Annotated in this window: 13 protein-coding genes and 1 tRNA gene; 12 read left to right on the top strand and 2 right to left on the bottom strand. The window is 63.4% G+C overall.

Features of this window, described 5'->3' with window-relative positions; genetic code table 11:
- Window positions 1-50: 50 nt before the first annotated feature.
- The 6 genes from FAZ97_RS01540 to FAZ97_RS01515 all read left to right on the top strand — a co-directional run bounded on the left by FAZ97_RS01540 (window position 51) and on the right by FAZ97_RS01515 (window position 5,754).
- Window positions 51-1,568 carry an RNA polymerase factor sigma-54 gene (locus tag FAZ97_RS01540; protein WP_158756866.1) on the top strand — a complete coding sequence of 506 codons (1,518 nt, stop codon included), beginning with the start codon at window positions 51-53 and terminating at the stop codon, window positions 1,566-1,568.
- A 173-nt stretch (window positions 1,569-1,741) separates the two neighbouring features.
- Window positions 1,742-2,098 carry a ribosome hibernation-promoting factor, HPF/YfiA family gene (hpf, locus tag FAZ97_RS01535; RefSeq protein ID WP_028201861.1) on the top strand — a complete coding sequence of 119 codons (357 nt, stop codon included), beginning with the start codon at window positions 1,742-1,744 and terminating at the stop codon, window positions 2,096-2,098.
- A gap of 353 nt (window positions 2,099-2,451) precedes the next feature.
- Complete coding sequence (ptsN, locus tag FAZ97_RS01530; RefSeq protein WP_028201860.1) at window positions 2,452-2,907, top strand: PTS IIA-like nitrogen regulatory protein PtsN; 456 nt, start codon at window positions 2,452-2,454, stop codon at window positions 2,905-2,907.
- A gap of 168 nt (window positions 2,908-3,075) precedes the next feature.
- Complete coding sequence (gene hprK / locus FAZ97_RS01525) at window positions 3,076-4,044, top strand: HPr(Ser) kinase/phosphatase (protein ID WP_028201859.1); 969 nt, start codon at window positions 3,076-3,078, stop codon at window positions 4,042-4,044.
- A gap of 138 nt (window positions 4,045-4,182) precedes the next feature.
- Complete coding sequence (gene rapZ / locus FAZ97_RS01520) at window positions 4,183-5,076, top strand: RNase adapter RapZ (protein WP_158756865.1); 894 nt, start codon at window positions 4,183-4,185, stop codon at window positions 5,074-5,076.
- A 42-nt stretch (window positions 5,077-5,118) separates the two neighbouring features.
- A complete protein-coding gene (locus tag FAZ97_RS01515; RefSeq protein WP_158756864.1) occupies window positions 5,119-5,754 on the top strand; it encodes an LON peptidase substrate-binding domain-containing protein in 636 nt (211 codons plus the stop codon).
- An 18-nt stretch (window positions 5,755-5,772) separates the two neighbouring features.
- On the opposite strand, the gene mutY is transcribed toward FAZ97_RS01515, so the two are convergent.
- The gene (gene mutY, locus FAZ97_RS01510; RefSeq protein ID WP_158756863.1) at window positions 5,773-6,906 is read right to left on the bottom strand and encodes an A/G-specific adenine glycosylase; all 1,134 of its coding nucleotides are present in this window, start codon (window positions 6,904-6,906) and stop codon (window positions 5,773-5,775) included.
- A 15-nt stretch (window positions 6,907-6,921) separates the two neighbouring features.
- Window positions 6,922-7,752 carry a bifunctional DNA-formamidopyrimidine glycosylase/DNA-(apurinic or apyrimidinic site) lyase gene (mutM, locus tag FAZ97_RS01505; RefSeq protein ID WP_158756862.1) on the bottom strand — a complete coding sequence of 277 codons (831 nt, stop codon included), beginning with the start codon at window positions 7,750-7,752 and terminating at the stop codon, window positions 6,922-6,924.
- Window positions 7,753-7,874: 122 nt separating this feature from the next.
- On the opposite strand from mutM, the gene FAZ97_RS01500 reads away from it, so the two are divergent.
- The 6 genes from FAZ97_RS01500 (at window position 7,875) to FAZ97_RS01475 (ending at window position 13,302) form a co-directional block, all read left to right on the top strand.
- A complete protein-coding gene (locus FAZ97_RS01500; protein ID WP_158756861.1) occupies window positions 7,875-9,710 on the top strand; it encodes a tetratricopeptide repeat protein in 1,836 nt (611 codons plus the stop codon).
- Between the two features lie 62 nt (window positions 9,711-9,772).
- Window positions 9,773-10,372: a lipoprotein insertase outer membrane protein LolB gene (lolB, locus tag FAZ97_RS01495; protein ID WP_158759012.1), complete on the top strand. Its 600-nt coding sequence runs from the start codon at window positions 9,773-9,775 to the stop codon at window positions 10,370-10,372.
- Between the two features lie 79 nt (window positions 10,373-10,451).
- Complete coding sequence (ispE, locus tag FAZ97_RS01490) at window positions 10,452-11,354, top strand: 4-(cytidine 5'-diphospho)-2-C-methyl-D-erythritol kinase (protein WP_158756860.1); 903 nt, start codon at window positions 10,452-10,454, stop codon at window positions 11,352-11,354.
- Between the two features lie 50 nt (window positions 11,355-11,404).
- Window positions 11,405-11,481: transfer RNA gene (locus FAZ97_RS01485), tRNA-Gln, on the top strand.
- 89 nt (window positions 11,482-11,570) lie between these two features.
- Window positions 11,571-12,527 carry a ribose-phosphate pyrophosphokinase gene (locus FAZ97_RS01480; RefSeq protein ID WP_158759011.1) on the top strand — a complete coding sequence of 319 codons (957 nt, stop codon included), beginning with the start codon at window positions 11,571-11,573 and terminating at the stop codon, window positions 12,525-12,527.
- A 166-nt stretch (window positions 12,528-12,693) separates the two neighbouring features.
- Window positions 12,694-13,302: a 50S ribosomal protein L25/general stress protein Ctc gene (locus FAZ97_RS01475; RefSeq protein ID WP_158756859.1), complete on the top strand. Its 609-nt coding sequence runs from the start codon at window positions 12,694-12,696 to the stop codon at window positions 13,300-13,302.
- Window positions 13,303-13,307: the final 5 nt, after the last annotated feature.

The following is a 13,307-nucleotide window of genomic DNA, read 5'->3' as shown; positions in this document are numbered from 1 at the left end:
CCGTGGTTTCGTCCGCGTGGCAAACTCTTTACAATGGTTCGCACACCGCCATGAAAGCCAGCCTCCAACTCCGCCTCTCGCAGCATCTTGCGCTCACGCCACAACTGCAACAGTCCATCCGGCTGCTGCAGCTGTCGACGCTCGAACTGCAGCAGGAGGTCGCGACGGCGATCGCGCAGAACCCGCTGCTCGAGAACGAGGACGACTGGATCGCAAGCCCGCTGCGCGTGGCCGCCGACGGCTCGGTCATCGCGCAGCCGCCCACGCCTTCGGGCAACGAGCCGATGCAGGGCGCGGCCGGCTCGACCACGGCATCCAACGGCAGCGGCGAAAACAGCGAAAGCGAGCCGCGCGGGGTGGACGAGTACGACGGCCTCGGCGGCGACGCAAACGGCGACGCGAGCCAGTGGAACCTGGACGACTACGGCCGCTCCGGCAACGCATCCGACGACGACGATCTGCCGCCGCTGCAAATCCACGAATCGACCACCACACTGCGCGACCATCTGATGGCGCAGCTGCGCGAAACGAACGCGAGCCAGCGCGACCGTGCGCTGATCACATTCCTCATCGAATCGCTCGACGAAGACGGTTACCTCGGCGCGACCTGTGAGGAAATTCTTGCCGACATCCCCGAAGAACTCGAAGTCGACGTCGACGAATTCAATGCAGCGTTAGCACTGCTGCATAGCTTCGACCCCGCGGGCGTGGGTGCGCGTTCGGCCTCCGAGTGCCTCAAGCTGCAACTTTTGCGCGTCAATTCGTCGCCCACGCGCACGCTCGCGCTCGAGATCGTGTCGAACCATCTGGAACTGCTCGCCGCGCGCGATTTCACGCGGTTGCGCAAGCAACTGAAGACGGGCGACGACGAGCTGCGCGATGCGCATGCGATGATCCGCTCGCTCGAACCGTTCCCGGGCGCGTCGTATGGCAAGGCCGAAGCCGACTACGTGGTGCCTGACATCATCGTGAAGAAGGCCGGCCAGAACTGGCATGCCGAACTGAACCCGGAGGTGGTGCCGAAGCTGCGCATCAACCATCTGTACGCGAATATTCTGCGCAATAACCGCGGCGACCCGGGCAGCGGTTCGCTGCGCCAACAGCTGCAGGAAGCGCGCTGGCTCATCAAGAATATCCAGCAGCGTTTCGAGACGATCCTGCGTGTCGCGCAGGCTATCGTCGAGCGTCAGAAGAACTTTTTCGTGCACGGCGAAATCGCCATGCGCCCCTTGGTTTTGAGGGAGATTGCTGATACGCTGGGCCTACACGAATCAACTGTCTCGCGTGTGACAACCGGTAAATACATGCTGACTCCATTCGGGACACTTGAATTTAAGTACTTCTTCGGATCGCATGTTTCAACGGACACCGGAGGCGCTGCATCGTCCACCGCCATCCGCGCCCTCATCAAGCAACTCATAGGAGCCGAGAACACCAAATCCCCTCTTTCAGACAGCCGCATCGCCGAACTGCTGGCGGAACAGGGCTTCGTGGTCGCGCGACGCACAGTCGCGAAGTATCGTGAGGCGCTGAAGATTCCGGCGGTCAATCTGCGCAAGTCTCTTTAGCTTGTTCCGGCTTTCACGGAGCAGGCGTTTTCCGGTCGCTACGCCCGTTGGCGGACATGGCCGGCCGAGTTAGCCCGCCGTCGCAGGCCTTTCGGGGAGCCGCGCACTGGCAGACAGTCGACCGGCATTGCCGCACTTCACGCGTCACGCGGCCATTAGCCTGGAGAAGCACTATGAATCTGAAGATCAGTGGACACCATCTCGAAGTAACGCCAGCGTTGCGAGAATACGTGATCACCAAACTGGACAGGGTGCTAAGACATTTCGATCAGGTAATCGATGGCAATGTGGTCCTCTCGGTCGACAACCATAAGGAAAAGGATAAGAGACAGAAGGTTGAAGTGAACCTTCATCTGAAAGGCAAGGACATCTTTGTGGAGAGCGCGAACGGCGACATGTACGCCGCCATCGATCTCGTGGTCGACAAGCTCGACCGCCAGGTCGTACGTCACAAGGACCGCGTGCAGGGACATCAACATGAGGCGATCAAGCATCAGCCTGCGCCCATCATCGAAATCCCGCCGCAGTGATCCCACAATGTTCCTTGTGGCAATCTGCGCCATGAACCGGGGCTGGAGTCGATAGTTGATCCTCCGCCCCTCGAAGCGAAGCCGCCCAAACCGGGCGGCTTTTTCGTGAGCAGGCGCAATGCAGGGTTTTACCGCTGGGTGCAACCGGGGAACGCGGGTTGCGCTCATGCGTGGCGCATCGCACCATCGGTATGGACGCTTGTTCTATAATGGTCCAGTCGTATTACGGGGTCTAACGCACCAACAGGTCCCCACGGTCCCGGCACCGGGCTTCGTCGCCAGATCCAAAGCTGCCGCCAAAGCGGGCAGCGGTCGGGGTGTGGAGCATTCAGGCCACGTTTTCGCCTGCAAACATGAATCGTTTAGCCAAAATACTTCCCATCGAGAACGTCGTCGTCGGCCTGTCCGTTACCAGCAAGAAACGCGTCTTCGAACAGGCTGGCCTGATCTTCGAAAACCAGAACGGCATCGCCCGCAGCACGGTTACCGACAATCTTTTCGCACGCGAGCGCCTCGGCTCCACGGGCCTCGGCGAAGGCGTCGCGATCCCGCACGGCCGCATCAAGGGCCTGAAGCAGCCGCAAGCCGCGTTCGTGCGCCTTGCCGAGCCGATCGCCTTCGAAGCGCCAGACGGCCAGCCCGTCTCGCTCCTCATCTTCCTGCTCGTGCCGGAACAGGCCACGCAGCAGCACCTTGAAATCCTGTCCGAGATCGCACAACTGTTGTCGGATCGCGAAACGCGTGAGCGACTGCATACGGAAGAAGACCGCGAAACGTTGCATCGCCTGCTCACCCAGTGGCAACCTTGATGTAATGTGCGGCGTCGTGCGGGGCGCGGTCGCGATATAACGCGGCCAAAAGGCGCGCGCCCGACGCTCGTTGCAGGGGTGAAGCGCCGAGCGCGGGCAGCCGCGATCCATCCGGGTCACACAATCTAGTCAGCCGTTAAGCGAGTCATCTCGCGGAGTCACCGACTCATGGACACTTCCAGCATCAACGCCCAAAGCATCTTCGACGACAACGCCACCACGCTGAAACTCAGCTGGCTGACGGGGCACGAAGGCTGGGAACGCGGCTTTTCGACCGAAACGGTGGCCACGGCCACGGCGAGCGCGGACCTCGTCGGTCACTTGAACCTCATCCACCCGAACCGCATCCAGGTGCTCGGCGACGCCGAAATCCACTACTACCAGCGCCAGACCGACGAAGACCGCTCGCGCCACATGGCCGAGCTGATCGCGCTCGAGCCGCCGTTCCTCGTGGTCGCCGACGGCATGACCGCGCCGCCCGAACTGGTGCTGCGTTGCACGCGTTCGTCCACCCCGCTCTTCACCACGCCGATGTCGGCGGCCACCGTCATCGACAGCCTGCGCCTTTACATGTCGCGCATTCTCGCGCCGCGCGCGACGCTGCACGGCGTGTTTCTCGACATTCTGGGCATGGGCGTGCTGCTCACGGGCGACTCGGGCCTCGGCAAGAGCGAACTGGGTCTGGAACTGATCAGCCGCGGCCATGGCCTCGTGGCCGACGACGCCGTGGACTTCGTGCGCCTCGGCCCCGATTTCGTCGAAGGCCGTTGCCCGCCGCTCTTGCAGAACCTGCTCGAAGTGCGCGGCCTGGGTCTGCTCGACATCAAGACGATCTTCGGTGAAACGGCCGTGCGCCGGAAGATGAAGCTCAAGCTCATCGTGCAGCTCGTGCGCCGCCCGGACGGCGAGTTCCAGCGCTTGCCGCTGGAGAGCCAGACCGTGGACGTGCTCGGCCTGCCCATCAGCAAGGTCACGATCCAGGTGGCCGCGGGCCGCAACCTCGCCGTGCTGGTCGAGGCTGCCGTACGCAACACGATCCTGCAATTGCGCGGTATCGACACGCTGCGCGACTTCATGGACCGCCAGCGTCTTGCCATGCAAGACCCCGACAGCCAGTTTCCCGGCAAGCTGATCTGACGCCCGGAGGCGCGCGGCCGGCGAGGTGCGCGAAGCACGCCGCGCGCGCCCTCGAAACAAGCCCCTGCGGCCCGGAGAGCCAATACAGGTGCGCGGATCGGATGCTATGATGACCCAATCGGGTTCATCGACTCTCCCATGCGTATCATCCTGATCACCGGCATTTCGGGTTCCGGCAAGTCAGTGGCGCTCAACGCGCTCGAAGACGTCGGCTATTACTGCGTCGACAATCTGCCGCCACGCTTTCTTCCGCAACTCGCGCAATATCTCAGCGACGACGGCTACGAACGCCTCGCCGTCGCTATCGACGCGCGCTCGAGTTCGTCGTTCGACGACATGCCGGAGATGATCCGCGACCTGGCGCTTCGCCACGACGTACGCGTGCTGTTCCTCAATGCGAGCACGCAATCGCTGATCCAGCGCTTCTCCGAAACGCGTCGCCGCCATCCGCTGTCGGGCTCGGCCGCGCACGACGCGAACGTGGGCATGCTCAAGTCGCTCGAAGAGGCTATCGAGCACGAGCGCGAACTCGTCTCGAACCTCGCCGAATTCGGCCATCAGGTCGATACGAGCAACTTGAGTTCCAACGCGCTGCGCCAGTGGGTGAAGGTGTTCGTCGAAGGCGAACGCGGCTCGCTGATGCTCACGTTCGAATCGTTCGGCTTCAAGCGCGGAGTGCCGCTCGACGCGGACCTCGTATTCGATGTTCGCACGCTGCCGAACCCGCATTACGACGCCCGTCTGCGTCCTCTCACCGGGCTCGACCAGCCCGTGATCGACTTTCTGAAAGCGCAGCCGGCCGTCCACGAAATGATCGACGATATCTATGCGTTCGTCGCGAAGTGGCTGCCGCATTTTCGCGCCGACAACCGCAGCTATCTCACGGTTGCGATTGGCTGCACGGGCGGACAGCATCGTTCGGTGTTCATCGCCCAAACGCTCGCCACGCGCTTTGCCGGCGAGTCGAACGTTATCGTGCGTCACCGCGACGCGCCTCTCGATGTCGGAGAGTCGTCACGGCTGATCGCCTAACCGGCCGCGCATCGCGCGGCCCTTAACCGAAAGCGTTGCGCCATGTCCTCGTCTCCTGCCGTGCTTGCCGATTTGCCGCTGTTCCCGCTGCATACGGTGCTCTTCCCTGGCGGCCTGCTGCCGCTCAAGATCTTCGAAGCGCGATACGTGGACATGGCGAGCGAATGCCTGCGCGAGCACACGCCGTTCGGCGTGTGTCTGCTCAAAAGCGGCGCCGAAGTCGCACTGCCCGACGAAACCGCCGTGCCGGAATCCGTTGGCTGCCTCGCGCTCATCGAGCAATGCGATGTCGAAACCGTCGGCATGCTGCACATCCAGGCGCATGGCACGCAGCGCTTTCACCTGCTCTCGCATCGCGTGGAAGCCGACGGCCTGCTAGTCGGCATGGCCGAACTGATCCCCGAAGACATCCCGCTGGAAGGCGGCAAACAGCTCGCGCAATTCGGCGCGTGCGCGGAAGTGCTCGAGCGCATCATCGCGACGATTCGCGAGCGCGATGCCGCGAGCCTGCCGTTTGCGGAGCCGTTTCGTTTCGACGATCCGTCGTGGGTATCGAACCGTCTCGCCGAGGTGCTGCCGATCGCACTGCGCGCACGTCAAAAGCTCATGGAGCTGAACGACGCGGGTGCGCGCATCGAAATCGTGCATCACTACATGCAGCAGCATCAGTTGCTTTGATGCGGCTTTCCCGCTGACTCAGATCAGCGGTCCACGCAAACCGTCGAGCAGCTTGCGCACAGGCGCAGGCAACCCATACGCGTCGATATTGCCGAGCGGCACCCATGCGCTCTGTCCATCGTTCACTTCGAGCGGAGCCGCGTTGCGCTTCAGTTCGATCACGCGCGGCTCGATATCGAGCTTGAAGTGCGTGAACGTGTGTGTAAGCGGCGCGAGCACGGAGCTTGACGCCGCACGCTCGGGCGTCACGCCGAAGTCGCGAGCGCGCTCGGCGAGCGCGGGTTCATCGGCGGCCTCGGGCAGGCTCCACAAACCGCCCCAGATACCCGACGGCGGGCGCTTCTCCAGCATCACCGCATCGCCGTCGAGCAGCACGAGCATCCACGTACGCCGCGTGGGCACCGTCTTCTTCGGACGCGCGGCGGGGAGTTCACGCTGACGTCCCGTCGTGTTCGCCACGCAGTCGCTGGCAAACGGGCAGCGCGCGCAGTCGGGCTTGCCTCGGCCACACAGCGTCGCGCCGAGATCCATCAAACCTTGCGTGTACGCGCTGACATCGGCGTCGCTCGCCTTGGGACCCGGTACGAGCGTTTCGGCGAGCGTCCACATCGCGTTCTCCACGCGCTTTTCGCCAGGAAAGCCCTCCACACCGAACACGCGCGCGAGCACGCGCTTCACGTTGCCGTCGAGGATCGTCTCGCGCGCACCGAACGCGAACGACGCGATCGCCGCCGCCGTCGAGCGGCCAATGCCTGGCAGCTCCGCGAGCGCCTCGACCGTCGACGGAAATTTGCCACCGTGGGTTTGCGCGACGACCTGCGCGCAGCGGTGCAGATTGCGCGCGCGCGAGTAATAGCCAAGGCCGGCCCAGAGCGCCATCACGTCGTCGTCTGGCGCGGCGGCGAGCGATTCGACCGTGGGAAAGCGCTCGAGAAAACGCGCGTAGTACGGAATCACGGTCGAGACCTGGGTCTGCTGCAGCATGATTTCCGAGAGCCAGATGCGGTACGGGTCGCGCGTGTTCTGCCACGGCAGATCGTGACGGCCGTGCTCGCGCTGCCACGCGATCAGGCGCGGCGCAAAGCCGGTGAGCAGTTCCTTTGGATAGGCACCCGCCGGAAGCGGTGCGGAATCGGAAGATGTTCGATACATAGAGAAGCTTGCGGGTCAACGCTGGCAGCGCGGACAGAAATAAGTGGAACGCTGGCCCTGCACGATCTGCTTGATCGGCGTGCCGCACACGCGGCACGGTTGGCCCGCGCGGTCATAAACAAAGTATTCGAGCTGGAAATAGCCGCTCTGGCCGTTGCTGCCAACGAAGTCGCGCAGCGTGCTCCCGCCCTTCTCGATAGCCGAGGCGAGCACGGCGCGCACGGCGTCCGCGAGCAGTTCGTAGCGCGCGAGCGATACGCGCCCGGCCGGGGTCGTCGGCCGTATACCGGCGCGGAACAGACTCTCCGACGCGTAAATGTTCCCCACGCCCACCACGATGTCGCCCGCAAGGAGCGCCTGCTTGACGGCGACCTTGCGCCCGCGTGTCTCGCGAAAGAGCAGCGCGCCGTCGAAGGCCGGTGTGAACGGCTCGATGCCGAGCCCCGCCAGCAGCGGATGGCCGAGCACGTCGCCCGCTTCGCGCGGGTGCCAGAGCACGGCGCCGAAACGGCGCGGGTCGCGAAAGCGCAGCGTGAAGTCGTCGAAGAACCAGTCGACGTGGTCGTGCTTCTCCGCGGCCGGAGGCTTGGGCAGATTGCGCAGTACGCGCAGCGTGCCGGTCATGCCCAGATGCACGATGAACCAGCCTTCGTCGACCTCGAACAGCAAATATTTGCCGCGCCGGCCAACGGAACGAATCGTGCGGCCCCGCAGCGTCCGGGCGAGCGTGGCCGGCACGGGCCAGCGCAATGCGGGGTTGCGCACCTCCACACGCTCAACGCGGCGGCCTGCGACCCACGGTTCGATCCCCCTTCGGGTAACCTCAACTTCTGGCAACTCTGGCATGTCTGGCGGCCTGATTCCGATGCTGGTCCGGGTTGGTCTGCAACTTGCGTAAACGTGTGTGCGCGTTGTGCGCGTATTGTAGCCAGCGCGTTACAATCGACCGAAACATTCGACGGAATTCCATGGAACTGTCTTTCGTTAAGCTGTGCGTGAAGCGTCCCGCGACGCCCCGCATGCCCGCCGCCTTCGCGCGTCGCCTCGTTGGCGCCGCGGTTCTCACGGCCTGGGCATTGACCACGTCGAGCGCGTATGCGCAGGATCCGTCCCCCGACACTGACGACACGTCCGTCACCATGCCGGACGCTTTCGGTCCGGCCTCGCCCGACGAAAAGAAGGATCTGCCGAGCGTGCCGCTGTCGAGCCAGATCGTCTTTCAGGTGCTCGCCGCGGAAATCGCGTTGCAGCGCGACCAGCCCGCGCCCGCCTTTCAAACGTATCTCGCACTGGCGCGCGACACGCACGATCCGCGCATGGCACAGCGCGGGACCGAAATCGCGCTCGCGGCGCAAAGCCCTTCTGACGCCCTGACCGCGGTCCAGCTCTGGCAGCAGTACGCGCCCGACTCCGAGCGTGCCGCGCAACTCGACGCCTCGCTGCTCGTGCTCGCCGGCAAGCCCGACGACGCCCAGCCGCTGCTCGCGCGCGAACTGGCGAAAGTGCCGGCCGACAGCCGCGGCCAGGCCATCCTCTCGTTGCAGCTTCTGCTTTCGCGCGGTCCGAATCGCGTGGGTGGCCTGAATGTGCTCAAGACGCTGCTCAAGGACGACTTGAACCGCCCCGAGGCGCAGCTCGCAATCGGCCGCCAGCAACTGCTCGCTGACGACGTGCCCGGCGCGCGCAAATCGTTCGAGCAGGCGCTCGCGCTCAAGGCCGACTACCTTCCCGCCGCGCTGATGCTCGCGCAGATGGGGCCGGAGGAGCGCGCCGAAGGCATTGCGTCGATCGAAAAGTACGTCCAGCAGAATCCGAAGTCGCGCGAAGGCCGTCTTGCGCTCGCGCAAACCTATCTCGCCGCCGACCGCCTCGACGACGCGCAGAAGCAGTTCGAGATCCTGCACAAGGACAACGCAACCGACCTGATGCCGCTCATGGCGCTCGCGCTGATCAGCGTGCAGCAGAAGAAGTTCGACGCAGCGCAAAAGTATCTGACGCAATACGCGCAACTGGCCGAGAAGAATCCGGCCGCGGACCCCGGTCAGGCCTATATCTACCTCGCGCAACTGTCCGTCGAGCAGAAGGACGACGCCGGCGCGCAGAAGTGGCTCGACAAGATCCAGCCGAACAGCCAGCAGTACGTGCCGGCCCAGATCACGCGCGCGCAGATCCTCGACAAGGAAGGCAAGACCGACGACGCGCGCCGCCAGCTCGCGAGCATTCAGGCCGACGATCCGCGCGACCAGGCGCTGATCGCGCGCACCGACGCCGCGATCCTGTTCGACGCGAAGCGCTATCCGGAAGCCGAGGCACGCCTCGCGAAGGCGACCGCCGACTTCCCGGACGACCCTGACCTCACCTATGACTACGCGATGGCCGCGGAAAAGAACGGCCATTACGACGTCATGGAAGCGCAACTGCGCAAGCTGATCAAGACGCAGCCTGACAATCCGCAGGCCTATAACGCGCTCGGCTACTCGCTCGCGGACCGCAACCAGCGCCTGCAGGAAGCCGACAAGCTGGTAGAAAAGGCCTCGTCGCTTGCACCGGACGACGCGTTCATCATGGACAGCGTGGGCTGGGTGAAATACCGCCTGGGCGACAATGCCGACGCCATCAAGCTCTTGCGCAAGGCCTACAGTCTTCAGCCGAACGCGGAAATTGGCGCGCACCTCGGCGAAGTGCTCTGGAAGAACGGCGACCAGGACGGCGCACGCGCCGCGTGGCGCGAGGCCCGCAAGCTCGAACCCGACAACGACACGCTCCTGAAAACGCTCAAGCGCCTTCAGGTCAACGATCTCTAATGGCAGATTTTTTCACCTCGGTTCCCCCAAAGGCCGTAACCGCTGCGCGCGCTGCCCGCTTCATGCGGCGCGCGTCGCTTGGCGCAGCGGCGGCGGCGCTCCTCGTACTCACGGGCTGCGCCACGCAACAGCCGCCGCGCCAGCCGTCCACCTCGAACGCCACGACCTCGCTCACTACGCAGACGACCCGCGCCTATCATGGCCGTTTCGCTGTGCAATACGTCGACCAGAACGGCCAGCAACGCAATGCGTACGGCAACTTCGACTGGCACGAGACCGATTCGACGGTGACGCTGCAACTGCTCAATCCGCTCGGCCAAACGCTCGCGCTCGTCACTTCCGCGCCGTCGCAAGCCACGCTGGAACTGCCTAACCGCCAGCCGCTCACGGCCGACAATGTGAGCACGCTCATGCAGCAAGCGCTGGGCTTCGCACTGCCTGTGGAAGGGCTGCGCTATTGGCTGCAGCCATCGGTTGCGCCCACATCGCACGCGCGCACCACACCCGACCCGCAGAATCCGCAACGGCTTTCGCAGATCGAACAGGACGGCTGGACCATCGATTACGTCGCCTATGCCGACGCGCCGGGCGCGGGCGTGAAGCGCGTTAATCTCACGCGCGAAGAGCCGCCGCTCCAGATCAAGCTCGTGCTCGATCAGTAAGCGAGCCGGTTACTGTCCTCATCAGCAATATCTGGCCGGCATGCGCCGGCCAGTACCCAGGCATCATCCGTAAAGCATCATGATCGAAACCCAGGACTCGCTGCGCGACTGCCTAGCGCCCGCGAAACTCAATCTCTTCCTGCACATCACGGGTCGCCGTCCCAATGGCTATCACGATCTGCAGACCGTATTCCAGTTGCTCGACTGGGGCGACACGCTGCATTTCACGCGCCGCCTGGACGGCCGCATCACACGCACCGTCGAAGTGGAAGGCGTGCCTGCCGAGCACGATCTCACCGTGCGCGCGGCAACGCTGCTCAAGGAACATACGGGCACGAGCGAGGGCGTCGAGATCGATATCGAAAAGCGCCTGCCGATGGGCGCGGGTCTCGGCGGCGGCAGTTCGGACGCGGCCACGACGCTGCTCGCGCTCAACCGCCTCTGGAAGCTGAACTTGCCGCGCGAAGAACTGCAGGCGCTCGCACTCAAGCTGGGCGCGGACGTACCCTTCTTCGTGTTCGGGAAAAATGCATTCGCGGAGGGTGTTGGTGAAGCATTGGAGGCTGTACAATTGCCCCCGCGTCATTTTCTGGTTGTGACGCCGCGGGTTCATGTTCCTACTGCTGAGATTTTTTCAGAAAAGTCGTTGACAAGGGACACAAAGGCCTGCACAATAGCAGTCTTTCTTGCACAGCAAGCAACGCAGAACGGATGGCCAGAAAGCTTCGGCCATAACGATATGCAAGCAGTTGTCGCAGGAAAATACGCGGAAGTAGCGCAGGTGCTTCGATGGTTTGAGGGTGTCTCGAACAGCATCGCACCAGCGCGGATGACCGGATCGGGTGCCAGCGTTTTTGCAGCATTCGCCAGTCGGTCCGAAGCAGAATCGGCACAAGCCAAACTGCTTGCGGAACAACCGGACTGGAGAAGCGCGGTAGCCTCGAGTCTGAATACGCATCCACTCTTCGCTTTCGCGGCATAGTTTTGCGTGGTTGATCGACCTACCGGTCAACCAGGCTCGAAGTTGAGTGTAGGGGAGTCGCCAAGTTGGTTAAGGCACCGGATTTTGATTCCGGCATGCGAGGGTTCGAGTCCTTCCTCCCCTGCCAAAAATTCCAGGCAGTTCGCTCTGTGGGTTACCCAGGGCAGTTCGCCTAAGTAGTTCCTCTCGCCCCCCCAAGTCCGCAGCAGGTGCATGATGAGCAGCCATGACGGCCTGATGGTTTTTACTGGCAACGCAAATCCCGCGCTTGCCCAGGAAGTCGTCAAGATCCTCGGTATTCCCCTCGGCAAGGCTATGGTTAGCCGCTTTTCCGACGGTGAAATCCAGGTCGAAATCCAGGAAAACGTGCGCGGCAAGGACGTCTTCGTCCTTCAGTCGACCTGCGCGCCGACCAACGACAACCTGATGGAACTGATGATCATGGTCGATGCGCTCAAGCGCGCATCCGCAGGCCGGATCACCGCAGCCATCCCCTACTTCGGCTATGCCCGTCAAGACCGCCGCCCCCGTTCGGCGCGCGTCGCCATCTCGGCGAAGGTCGTGGCGAACATGCTGGAAATCGCGGGCGTCGAGCGGATCATCACGATGGATCTGCACGCCGACCAGATCCAGGGCTTCTTCGATATTCCCGTCGACAACATCTACGCAACGCCCGTGCTGCTCGGCGATCTGCGCAAGCAGAACTACGAGAACCTGCTGGTCGTTTCGCCCGACGTCGGCGGCGTGGTGCGTGCGCGTGCACTCGCCAAGCAACTCGGCTGCGATCTCGCGATCATCGACAAGCGTCGTCCGAAGGCGAACGTCGCCGAAGTGATGAACATCATCGGTGAAGTCGAAGGCCGCACCTGCGTGATCATGGACGACATGGTCGACACCGCCGGCACGCTCTGCAAGGCAGCGCAAGTGCTGAAGGAACGCGGCGCGAAGCAGGTCTTCGCTTACGCCACGCACCCGGTTCTCTCGGGTGGCGCAGGCGAGCGTATCGCGGCTTCGGCGCTTGACGAACTGGTTGTGACCGACACGATTCCGCTGGGCGCCGAAGCGCGTTCGTGCGCGAAGATCCGCTCGCTCACGAGCGCGGGCCTTCTTGCCGAAACGTTCTCGCGTATCCGTCGCGGCGACTCGGTAATGTCGCTCTTCGCGGAAAGCTGATCAGAATTGACGCGCAAGGCGCGGTGTTCGCAAGAACGCCGCGCTTTTGCACGTAATCGGCGCGAACGGACGAAGGTTCGCGCTGCATAGCTTGGGGCCTGCAAAGGCAATTGCTGGAAAGGCCCCGTTTTACTGCCTGGTCGCGGGCAGTGCATTGGAGAATCAAATGAAAGTCATCGCTTTCGAGCGTAACCTGCAAGGTACGGGTGCGAGCCGCCGCCTGCGCATTGCTGGCAAGACCCCTGGCATCGTTTACGGTGTCGGCGCCGAGCCGCAACTGATCGAAGTCGATCACAACGCGCTGTGGCACGCCCTCAAGAAGGAAGCCTTCCACTCGTCGATCCTCGACCTCGAAGTGGCCGGCAAGTCGCAACAAGTTCTGCTGCGCGACGTGCAATACCACCCGTTCCGTCAGCTCGTGCTGCACGTGGACTTCCAGCGCGTGGATCCGAGCAAGAAGCTCCACACGAAGGTGCCCCTGCACTTCATGAACCAGGAAAGCAACCCGGCTGTGAAGACGGGTGGCGCGATCATCTCGCACGTTCTGGCTGAAATCGAAATCCAGTGCCTGCCGGGCCAACTTCCGGAATTCATCGAAGTCGACCTCGCCAAGATCGAAGCTGGCCAGTCGCTGCACGCCAAGGACATCACCCTGCCCGCAGGCGTGACGCTCGTCTCGCACGTGGAAAGCGAAAACCCGGTCGTGGTGTCGGCACCCGTGCCGGCTGGCGCCCAGGCGGCTGCTGAAGGCGAAGAAACGCCGGCTGCTGAGTAAGCGCA

It is taken from the genome of Paraburkholderia acidiphila (assembly GCF_009789655.1).
Classification (GTDB): Bacteria; Pseudomonadota; Gammaproteobacteria; order Burkholderiales; family Burkholderiaceae; genus Paraburkholderia; species Paraburkholderia acidiphila.
Note: the sequence above shows the minus strand (reverse complement) of the source record. Positions and strands in the feature narration are given on the sequence as shown.